Below are 11337 nucleotides of genomic sequence, written 5' to 3' on the forward strand. Positions count from 1 at the left end.
GTATCCTCGTTCTGCCATGCAGAATGCAATCCCCCGCTACACAGAATCAGCATCTGCCCTCGACGCGCAACAGCCGGAACAGGCTCTTGCTCCAGCCAGGGCGTATCAACCAGTTCGGGCACATGCTCGGGATAAGCCGGCGCAGTATCCGACGGCTTGGGACGCAACCCGTGGACGCGGGGCAACATCGCCTTGTGCTCTGGCGTCAAAACCCGGCTCCAGTGTTCCATAATCGGGCGATGGCTACCCGGCAGAATGCGCATAGCCCCCCGATGCTCGGGCACGTCATTGACCCAGAGCCACAACTCAGCGCGCATCCGGCGTGGCGTCGCCTGAAAATCCTCCCATGTCGCCTGAATATCGACGTGACATCCATTCCCCCATTGCTCGCGAACGCTCGCAAAAGGTGCGCTGCTCGGTGCGCGCTCGTGGGGCGACAATCCCCACCACAGATGTACGGATTCAGCTCGCAGCACCTTTTTGGCGACCTCCTCCAAATAGGGATGCTGGACAACATCGACATAATCCGGATCTTCATAAGGCGACCGCCCGCTCGCCTTCAACCTGTCCCATGCCGCTTCCGCGCGGTCCAACTCCTCGGTCGTGAAGGGGCTGTCGATCGTAACCGCTCCCTCCTCATCGTATTGCCTCATTTGTACATCGGTAAATAGCATAGATCCTCCTTTAGTGTTTCGAATCAACCAATCCCTACCATAAGTTTATCGCCTCTCAATCCGAAATTCAAGCAAATACCGCGAGCTATGCCTTGTGTGGGACAAGCCAATAGCCTATATTTCTAATAGATTCTATTCTCAAAACTTTAGTATCTTTTGTGAAAGGCTTCTCGATGAACACAACCCTCAAATGTGTTGCACCCGCCCTGCTCTGTTTCTTGCTCTCTGCACCGCTTTCCGCCCAGGAAGCCCAGATTGATTCTCTCATTGCTCAGGGACAGGCTGCTTTTGAAACCAACAAAAAAGACCAGGCCATCAAAGCACTCACAGCGGCCATCAAACAAAACCCCGACAACATCCAGACCTACCTCGCCGTTGCCCCCATATACATCAACGCGGGGTATCTGGACCACGCGATGAAGGCATTTAAAGAAGCCCTCAAACTCAATGATGCCTCGCCAGAAGCCCAGACCGGCATTGCAGAGATCCACTACAAAAAAGCCTCTGGTGGGATCATGGCCGTTTACCATGCCCGCAAAGCCGTCAGCGCGGCCCGGCGTGCCACCCGGCTCGCCCCCACCTACGCGCCCGCCTACATCCTCCTCGGCCGTGCGTACATCCGTCTGAATGAGAACCACACCGCTGCCTCTCGGGCTTTTGCACAGGCACTGACACACCAACCCGACAATCCCGAAATCGCCTATCTCCTGGGCACTTCTTACATTGAACTGCGCCGCAATGCCGAAGGTCGTCAACGCGACAACCAGATGATCCTGAGTGAATCCATCCTCAAAAACCTCGAATACCACCTCGAAAATGCTCGCTTCCTTCCCATCGCCGCGCAGATCCTCTTCGATAAGGGAGAGCCGGAAAAAGCCCTCAACGTCTTTGAGCAATTCATCAACACCCTGCCCGAAACAGAACGGATCTATTACGATGACATCGCCATGGTAGGTACCAAAGAAGAACTCAAAATCTACGAAGAAACCCCCGAAGCCGAACGCCCCGCCTTTCTCGAACAATTCTGGGCAAAGCGCGATTTTGATTTGCTCACCGAAATCAACGAACGCCTCATCGAGCACTACCGCAGGGTGTGGTACGCGCGGAACCACTTCGCCGAAGCCAAAACGCCCTGGGATGCGCGGGGAGACATCTACATCCGCTATGGCGACCCCGACTACCGCGCGCGTTCTGGCAGAGCCAATCCCGAAATCACGCCTGCCGTAGAACAGGTCAAAGAACGCCTCGCCCTGGCTCTCTACGGTCCCGAAGCCATGGACGAAGTTTTTACCGGACCGGTCTATCCCATCCGCTCCAACCAGTCTTTCGTCGGCGAACTCGACCCCGCAGCCCTCGCACGCACCGATGAAGGCGGCAATATTCTCGTTCCCCCCGGTACAATTGAAGGCAACCAGAACGAATTCGTCCTCACAGAAGCCCTTGGCGCAGATGGTGAGGCAAGCGGCGAAGTCGGAGAAATTGGGCAGTTGGCCCTCGACGAATACCAGCGGCGGCAGATGCGCCCGGAAAATCAGCACCACTTCCTGCCCGTCACCTCACGCGGCGACATGACCATTGTCCCCTGGGAAACCTGGGTTTATACCAATATTGGAGAAGGCATCGAAATCACCTTCACCAACGAGTTGGGCAATGGCGTTTACAGCTACGCGCCGCTTCCCGACTTTCCCCACGAAGAAACCACCATCGGTCTTCACCGGTACTCCCTCCTCGCGTATTACGCCCCCGAAGCCATCGCCAACCGCACGGTCAGCGAAGTCCCCGACTTTTACACACCCGGCGGCCCCATGTCGGGCCTCGGATTCCACTACGATTTTGCCGACTTTCGCGGGCCAGATGGCGCCACCCGCCTGGAAATCTACTACGGCATTGACCCTGTAGAAATGGGCACCTTTGCTTCGGGCGACACCTCCACGATTGTCGCCGACTGCGCCGTCATCCTGGCCGACACCTCCTACACCAATGTTTATCGCGCACAAGACGCCATATTTTTCCGGTCTATCGGCCACCACATGTGGCCCGAAGGCTCCTTCATCCCCACCCTCATCCCGATAGACGTACCCCCCGGCAACTACCTGCTCACAGTACAGGTCAATGACCGCGCTGCCGAACGCAAAGGTATTTATCGCCATCAAGTACACGTTGAACCTTACCAATCCAACGCCTTGCAACTCAGCGACATCCAGCTAAGCTGGAACATCTCGGAAAACCCGGGCGATGAAAAATTCCGCAAAGGCGACGTATGGGTCGTGCCCATGATCTCCCGCGCCTACCAGAAAGATCAGAGCGCCTATGCCTACTACGAACTCTATAACCTCACCCGAAACGAATTTGGGCAAACCCGCTATCGCGTCACCTATACCATTGCCGTGGAAGATCCAATACGCCCCTTCAATCTGGTCCGCAGCAGCGTTGGTGCCCTTGCCAGTATATTCCAGCGAAAGGACAAAACACAGGTCACAGTCAGCTTCGAACAGACCGGCAACGAACAATCTACCACCGGGTATTTTGAACTCAGCCTGAAAAAAGTCAAAGCCGGTTACAACCGCCTCACCGTCACTGTCGAAGACCTCAACAATGGACAGAAAGCCGCCAAAGAAATCCAGTTCAGGTATAAAAAATAGAGAGCTGGCAAAATCAAAAAAAGGCGACCGAAAAACTCGGTCGCCTTTTTACATGCTCAACACAACGAACTAAAACGCGAAGCCCATCCCAAACCGCAAGGGTTGATTCAGATCGTGTTTGGACTGCTGCCACGCCACATCCGCCGTGATCTTTGTCCCGGCCAGGGGCAATTTCACGCCTGCACCTGCTGTAAGCCCAAAGGAATCGTAGCGGAACATATACCCTCCGCGCAGCGCCAGCATATTGCCCAGCCAGGCTTCGCCGCCCACATGGTAGCGCTCTTCCCAGTTGATCAGGAAGTTCATCTCAGCCGCCCCAGTGATATAAAACGGATCGCCTTGCTGCCCATAGACCTCGGCAGCGGTTCCCAGATTGAACGACAGAGGTTGCTGGAACTGCCGCCGCAACACCTCTGTATCCTTTCCGAAGTTCCGCAGTGCCATTGACAGCCTCAGACTGCCAAGTCCGGTGTAGAACTTGGTGCCAAAATCCACGTTAAAAGTCGTGTGGTTGGTCAGATCAAGATCCTCGCGAGCCAGCATAAATCGCACGCCAAAGGACAGCTTGTCCGTGAACTTGCGGCTATAGATGAGACTAAAGGCCGATGTGCCCAGGCTGAGCGTTCGACCCGTGCCTCCCGGCTGCAAAATCGTGGTCTCTTCCACATCCTCTGGCTTAAAAGTCAGGATGCTGACTCCGATGGTATGCACACCGCTTGTATAAGCTATAGCCCCTGTGTTAAATGTAGAATTTACGAACCACTGCGAATGGCTCAACGACACTTCCAATTTCTCCACGCCCGTCATCCCGGCCGGATTCCACCACGCGGCATTGACATCGTCTGCAGCTGTTGCATAAGCACTCCCCATTGCCACGGCTCGAGGGCTTTGCGCCACCGCAAGAGGTGAGAAGATTGTCAAGTCCGGCCGCTTGATAAGCCCACCTGCATATGCTGGAATAGCCATCAATGTCGTGGCGAGCATGCAGATGACAAAAACTTTTTTATACATACTTGCACTCCTTATTCAGAGGGGCGATAGGCAGAGACTACCCATCGCCCGCCGGTTACCTGACAGATCCCCCAACCACCACAAATGTCCCGCGCTGGATCTTTCCGTTACTCTCTGGCGTCAGGGACTTCACCACGAAGAAATAGACCCCGGCTGGAACCTGTCCCGTCACCGCCTTGGTGAGCTGGATATATTCCGCTTCTCCAACCGCTGGATTATCGTGGTCAAATTCCGACATCAGATCTCCGGAAACCGAGAAAATCTTCACATTGCACTTGGACGGCAAATTCACGAATCGAATTTTATCCGATCCCTCATAGGCGTGAGAACCATCGGCCAGGAAGGGATTGGGCACCACCGACACCTTCGCTTCCAGGCGTTCGGCCTCTGCATAAGCAGCCACTGCCGGACTCGTGGGTATCCACGAATACCGGAAGAACTGCTCGGGAGCAGCCAATCCGCTCTCCAGCCCGCTTTGCACCGATTGCTGTGCAGCCGGTGGCAAATCGGATAGCGTCCTGGTGCCATCGCTGCTGGTCCAGGTGCTGTGACCAGTGTCATAAGCCGTCACCGCATAATAATAGGCAAATCCAGCCAGAGATGTATCGTCGGTGTAAGAATACCGATCACCCTCTTTGTGGGACGTATCTCCGACTTTGATATCCTTCAAGAGTTGCCAGTTGTCGAAGTAAAAATCGCTGCGGTAAACCCGGTACCCAGCAATATCCCTGGCCTCAGCAGTACCCGCATAATCGGGATCTTCCAGATCGTCGATACTCTGCCAGCTAATTTGGGCCGTAGCTGCCGGTGTATTCGCGATCCAGGTGTGGAGATCCGGCGGCGGGAGCGGCACGTCGCCGCCCAGTTCGTACATCGCCTGCGCGTGCTGCGCGTGCTTCATCAAATTCCGCATGGCCTTGTCCGTGTGCAAATCGGCCTGGTTCTGCGGAATATTTCGCTGCCAGCCCCACATATTTTCTTCTACCGGCATCGCCGCTGTAAAAGCCATCACGATCTTCACGCGGTCGCCCCTTTGCATATCGTAGGGACCATACGTGTGAGAAAACGCATGCCAGTTGGGCGACATGGGTTGCTCGGGGGTCTCTCCCCGTCGCGTGGGATTGTCCTGCACTGGCAACGGCGCAGTCGGATTGTCCGGCCAGCCCGTGCGTCCGGCGATATTGAACGTACTCACCCGTTCACCCGGCCTGGCTACAGACACCAGCGCAATACCGATCTCGTCGGTGCTGTGCCGGTTGATATCCGGTTCTTCCTTATGGGTAAACCACGGCACGGCAAAGGGCTGCTCTGCCACCTTTGGAGCTACGTAATTTGCGTAGTCGTCGTTCACAAAAGGCGGCGTATAATCAATCGGAATCGCCCCCACATACTGCCCGGCCAGGAGTTCTCCGCGCATTTGGAAGTTCACCCGCCCCCAGCAACACTGGTTTTCGGGCTGATGGGGATCGCCTGCATCGTCGTGCGCTGTCAGCGGAGAATCCCAGTCAAATGCGTAGCTCATCTTCATCCCCACGGCATCCGCTACATCCGCGTGATTTGGGTCAGCCGTTCCATAGTTGGCCGCCTCGGTATAGCGGTACACATCGTCCTGAATCACATTGTAGTTTTCCGTTTCAGACCGGCGCAACAACCAGTAGTAATAGCCCCGCGCCCTATCTACGCGGTCGCGGTTGGCCGTACCGCCTTCCGTGGGCCAGAAATAATTGTAAAACGCAAAATAAACATCCTTGAGATTCAGCCCGGCCCCCCCGTTGAGATCGGCAACGCCATCCCCGTCGGAGTCTCCGGTATTCTCAAACACATTCTCCACAATGATGAAGTCATCCCAGTCCCGAAACGTCCACTGGTAGATCTTCTTTGTGCCCTGGATCCCGGCCTCGGTGGTCCACTTGGCAATCGCCACCAGTTCTCCAAACCGCTTGTGCTCTGGCTTCATATACGTGTGGAAATCCCAGTTGTGGATCTCCACAATATTTTCTGCGCCAGGATGTGGCTGCCCCGGATACCAGTTCTTGGCTTCCCCGATAGGAATTCCCTTGAGCGGGTGCTGAGGATCCATCCCCACGCCCATTTGCCCTTCGATTTCCATGCTCACCGGATACTCCATCGGCGTGATGTCCGGGCTGGTGGTCAGGCTCGTAAACGATACCACGAGTTCGTTCCCTCGCGAGGGGGTGTATTCCGACGGATCGGGCTTTGAAATAATAAATGTGCCCAGACTCCGTGCTGTGGCCGTTCTCAGCAGATAATTTTGCACCCACTGGTTGGACCCCGGCCATCCGCGCCTATCCCACAAACTCCCCGGCAAGCGATTCCGCCCCGGGTAGGCTACACCCTCCATACTGGCGCGCCGGCTTCCATCTCGATCGGGACCGTGCATACCTGTGTTCATCAGCCCCGTCCAGAGCTTGCTGCGCCGCAGATTGCGCCACGGTAGCCGAGGAATATTCTGAGCGGCTACCTCGCAGGCCAGCGACATCACAAAGATTCCCACAAGGATTGCCCCGGCCGTGCGAGAAAATTTCGCATACATTTTCATGTCATATCCTCTATCTAAGATTAGATCCGTGGTGTGAGCGCAGTGCCCACACCACGGTACTGTGCCTGCTTACCAGGTCAACCGCAACCCTGTAAATACCAGGCGCGGATTAGTCCTCGTAAATCTGCTCAACTCGTTGGCATCACCGCCGAACTGCACGAACAACGGATCCGTGGGTTGCGCTTCAAGCAATCCCCACCGCACGTAGTCTGCGCTCGTGGATGGCGAGCCTTTGAAATTGAATAAATTTTCGATCTCCACATAGAGCAATGGGCGGATGCCCCTGATGTTAAACCCTTTTTGGAAGCTGAAATCTACCGTCGAGATCGTGGGACCCTCTTTCTTCAGGTTCAAGCTGGTCTTCGGATCCTGAAAGTCGAAGATCCGCCCCGTGAAGATGCGGTAGATCATGTTCACCCGGACATCGCCGAACAGCTTGCTGCCCCAGAACATCTCGCCGGGACCAAAATCGGGCGGGCTGGCGTAAATCAGTACCAGGCTCCCATTTGTCCGCGTGGCATCGCTGCGCCCACCTTCCACACTCCAGCCCGTGGTCGAAAAGGCGTAAAGCCCCCGCAGCGCTGCTTGCTCCTCACTGGACAACCCGCTCTGCTCCCACAAGGGATAAAATTTTCCATCGTTGGTCGCATACATCGCACCCACGCCGAACTCGCCGGCCAACCCTTGATCAACCACAGCCTGTGCTTTTGCCTTCAATTCCTCCAGCTTGGCACCGGTCGGCGGATCGGGGATCTCTGCACCCGTATTCGGGTCAATCGTGTGACTGACCCAGTACCGGTTGGGATCGGCAATATAGGATGCATCCGGATAGATGCTGGCGCCCATATTGCCCCGCTTGGTGCCGCCAATGGTCAGGCGCTCGCCCCAGCCGAAGTTGAGTGCGGCTTTGAACGAGAAGTTGTGCTTCAACCCCTTCTTCAATGCCAGTTCAATGCCGCGGGTCGTGGTGTGGCCCCTTGGACCCTGAGAACGGGTCTTGGCCTTGCCTCCCTGCTGCGGATCGCGGAATACCGCACCATTAACACTTAAAAATCCATTGGTGATGCGGTAATAAGCAGTGCCCTGGAAGGAATAATCGCTGATGAAATTCCACTCAGTACCCAGTTCAAAAGCCGTAGAGACCTGCGAATGCTGCAAAGAGAAGAACTCGTCAATCACAAAGCCCGCGCCAAACGAGTCGTTCCGATCCAGCGCATTATTCTCTTCTTGCGGGCTGATGACCCCATCGTTGTTGCGGTCAATTGAGTGCGGGCCTGTGGATTGCCAGTTCTGCTGATATATCCGGCGGAAATCCGGACGGGTGTGAAATTTCCCGTAGAAGAAGTGAATCTTCGACTTGGCCGTAATCGGGTGCGAGATACCCACCCGGGGCATAAACCAGTTCATCGGCTGCATATTCCCGTATTGCGCATGCTCCCGGAAACGCGTGAAGTTGTAGCCCATAGGCGTTCCCTGATAGGGATAAAGCAACGCCTCACCACCGCTATACCGCTCGTAGCGGAATCCCGCATTGATGATCAACCCCTCAAACTCCATCTTGTCCTGCACATAAGCGTGGAGTTCGGTGGGCGTAATTCCCACGCCGGGTTCATATCGCTTGCCCCAGTAAATCATCCACCGGGTGCGCCCATCCACATTTTCGAAGGTCTCGGTCTTCCAGTTGTTGTAGCGATAAAACGTAAAACCACCCTTCAGGAAGTGCGTGCGGGTCACCTGACTGGCCAGATCAAACCGGAGTGCCAGCTTGTTCTGCTGCCCGACGCGCAGATCCCGCACCTGCCCGGGATCGGTATAAAACCACCCGTCATTATCCAGAGATGGATTTATCGTCACGCTTGGAATGTCAATCGTGTCCTGCTTGCTGGCAATATACGACAGCCGAACCTCGTAGAACGTCTTTGCCGATAGGGTGTGGATACTGGACATATAGAACATATTGTCCGTCACCTGCCACTCCCCACCGAGTCTTCCGCGTTCATCGAGGAAAATCGCCCTGGAATTAAAGCTGTCTGCATAGCGACCTTTGCGGCTGGAATACAGCCCACCTGCACGGAGCTTGATATCCGGTGTGGCACTATAGGTTAATTTATAGCTCACATCCGCGTTAAATGGCTCGCGCTCAGTCGGCTGGGGCAGGTTCCGCGGCTGAACATCGTGCTTTGTGGTGGCAAAGAACGACAGATCGCGGTTAATAGGTCCCGAAAGGGACGCCTCTAAAAAATGCCCTCGCACATCGGTATAATCGCTCGAAGGCCGCTGATGCACCTTCCGGCCATTGGCCGTTTCATTTGCCCATTCAGTATCGCCGTACTTCAGCCGGCCCTGATGCACGAAGCTCTCATAAGCATTATTGCCCCAGTGCTTCTGTTGTGCTGGCGAATACCGATAGTGAAACTGTCCGTGGTAGTCCCGACCGCCATCTTTGGTCACAATCTGGATGGAACCGGTATTGCCGTATTCGGCATTCAATCCGCCAGCCAACACAGTAATCTCTGAAATCGCCGACGTATTGACATCGCCGGTCCAGTTCTGCGTGCTCCCGCGGGTGCCCGTTCCGCGCCGACCATCCGAGTGCGTCATACGCACACCATCTACCGTATATTCAGCCAACTCGCCGCCATCACCGCCCAAAAAGGCATTGCGGATCCGATTTGTGCCGTCGATGTTGACACCCGCTTCCAGTTCGATAAATGAATCCAGATCGCGCACAATGGGCAGCACCGCAATATCTTCGGCTGTCACCACATAACGGCTCTCCGTCACATCTGCCTCTACCGGAGGCCGCTCTGCAATCACGGTCAACTCACCCAACTCCAGAGCCGCTTCATTGAGCGAGAAGTCAACTGTCGTCGTCAGATCCGATGCAACCCGCACACCGGACTTGGTCTCACCCGTGTACCCGACCATCGACGCCTTCACCGTGTAGCTCCCCGGGTCAACTGACAGGACAAAATAATACCCCTCTGCATCGGTGGTTGCCCCACGGGTCGTCCCCTCCACCTGCACGTTGGCACCCGGCAGAGCCTCTCCAGCCTTATCGACGATACGACCAGTAATTTTTCCCGTTGTCGCCGCCTCGACCAGGCTGATAAAACCGAGGGCAAAAATCGCAACGAGAACAAAACCCAGACATTTTCTATACATCGAAAAGCCTCCTTAGTGAAAATTACCAATAATATTTAATTCCACCTGCCAGATCTATCGCCTGCATAGGGAACACTTTTTCCAGCCCCCAGTCCTCCAGGGGACGGAGTTCGCCCATAATCACATTGTACCGCAAGCGAAGATCGATCACAAATTGTTCGGACCCCGCGATGCTGATCCCACCTCCAATAGAGAAGGTCAGCGCCGCCACCTTGTCGTTGAAGGCGGGGGTCATAATGCTGGTATCCAGGGACGTTCCCGACTGCCCGGGAAAAATCAACCCCGACACCTCGTTCGAGAATCCGAAAAATCCGACGCCGCCCATTATATAGGGCGATGTGCCTTCGCCCAACTCGTTGAAATGGAGCAGGCCGCTGGCGGTCAGGCTATTGAACGTCACGCCTTGATCGACATTTGGGCTGCGGTAGTTCTGGCTGTCAATCGGCCAGGTGAACTCGCGCGTATCCAGATCGCCGCCCAGCATCGAAGAATAGTGATACTCAATCTCGGCGACAATCCTCGACGAAGCTACATAGTTATAGCTAATCCCCAACTTGGGAGACGCAGAGTACCACTCGCCAAATTTGAACAACGGGACATTTGCACTCCCGAAAAACCCGATCCCCGACTGGCCTTCTTCTAAGGCTTCAGCCGTGGAAACCGAAATTAGAACCGCCCCAGCGAGGCATAGTGTTCTAAACATCTCTCTCAACATCCGCATAAGCTGGCCCTCCTTTGAGATGGGAAAAAACACAAACACAACACGGTATCGCACTCAATTCAAATCCCCCTCCTTTCTCCGGCTCAAATTATTTATAGAACTTATTTTCTTATAAATAAAAACATCAATTAATCTAATAATTTTCCAAACATAAATTTCTAACTTTCAGATACAGGTACAAAAAAAACCATCTATACCATGCCCTCCCGCTGGTTTTTAGACGGTTTTAGCTCCGAACTGATGACGAAGACAAACTACTGTTTATTATCCACTTATGATAAATTTCTAACACAGACACACATTTGCACTTATATCACAAATAATATGCATTAAAATTTCTCCCAATGTCAAGTGTTTTTTCGATTATTTTTTATCTTTTTTCGTCCCGCAGGATTCCCGCACAACCAGATGCGACTTCAAGGTTATTTGCCGAGGCGTATCCTGCCCCTCGAGTTGCTCCAGCATCAGATCCATCGCGGTCTGGGCAATCGCCTCGTAAGGCGTTACCAGTGTGGTCAGTGATGGCGTCACATATGCCGACAGTCACGCTCCCCCGACTTGTCG

The 11337-nt window shown here is 54.6% G+C and carries 7 protein-coding genes; 1 reads left to right on the top strand and 6 read right to left on the bottom strand.

The genetic code is table 11. The annotated features are described in order from the left end of the window. A partial coding sequence (locus OXH16_12590) for a phytanoyl-CoA dioxygenase family protein (protein ID MCY3682232.1) occupies positions 1-674 on the bottom strand: 674 nt, incomplete at its 3' end. A gap of 173 nt (positions 675-847) precedes the next feature. Here OXH16_12590 and OXH16_12595 point away from each other — a divergent pair. Continuing rightward, positions 848-3316, top strand: coding sequence for a GWxTD domain-containing protein (locus OXH16_12595; GenBank protein MCY3682233.1), 2469 nt, complete (start codon positions 848-850; stop codon positions 3314-3316). Positions 3317-3385: 69 nt separating this feature from the next. On the opposite strand, the gene OXH16_12600 is transcribed toward OXH16_12595, so the two are convergent. From OXH16_12600 to OXH16_12620, 5 genes are all read right to left on the bottom strand, one after another. Beyond that, a complete protein-coding gene (locus OXH16_12600) occupies positions 3386-4327 on the bottom strand; it encodes a PorV/PorQ family protein (GenBank protein ID MCY3682234.1) in 942 nt (313 codons plus the stop codon). 55 nt (positions 4328-4382) lie between these two features. Beyond that, a complete protein-coding gene (locus OXH16_12605) occupies positions 4383-6887 on the bottom strand; it encodes a hypothetical protein (GenBank protein ID MCY3682235.1) in 2505 nt (834 codons plus the stop codon). A 69-nt stretch (positions 6888-6956) separates the two neighbouring features. Beyond that, positions 6957-10052, bottom strand: coding sequence for a TonB-dependent receptor (locus OXH16_12610; GenBank protein MCY3682236.1), 3096 nt, complete (start codon positions 10050-10052; stop codon positions 6957-6959). Between the two features lie 22 nt (positions 10053-10074). After that, entirely contained in the window at positions 10075-10773 is a 699-nt protein-coding gene (locus OXH16_12615; GenBank protein MCY3682237.1) for an outer membrane beta-barrel protein, read from the bottom strand. A gap of 370 nt (positions 10774-11143) precedes the next feature. Beyond that, positions 11144-11337, bottom strand: a 194-nt coding sequence (locus tag OXH16_12620) for a hypothetical protein (GenBank protein MCY3682238.1), incomplete at its 5' end; no start/stop codon positions are given.

The sequence above is a fragment of the Gemmatimonadota bacterium genome, assembly GCA_026705765.1.
Taxonomy (GTDB): domain Bacteria; phylum Latescibacterota; class UBA2968; order UBA2968; family UBA2968; genus VXRD01.

Coding starts and splice junctions, on each gene's coding strand:
- OXH16_12615 (MCY3682237.1), bottom strand. CDS start 10,773: ATGCGGATGTTGAGAGAGATGTTTAGAACACTATGCCTCGCTGGGGCG.
- OXH16_12605 (MCY3682235.1), bottom strand. CDS start 6,887: ATGAAAATGTATGCGAAATTTTCTCGCACGGCCGGGGCAATCCTTGTG.
- OXH16_12600 (MCY3682234.1), bottom strand. CDS start 4,327: ATGTATAAAAAAGTTTTTGTCATCTGCATGCTCGCCACGACATTGATG.
- OXH16_12610 (MCY3682236.1), bottom strand. CDS start 10,052: ATGTATAGAAAATGTCTGGGTTTTGTTCTCGTTGCGATTTTTGCCCTC.
- OXH16_12595 (MCY3682233.1), top strand. CDS start 848: ATGAACACAACCCTCAAATGTGTTGCACCCGCCCTGCTCTGTTTCTTG.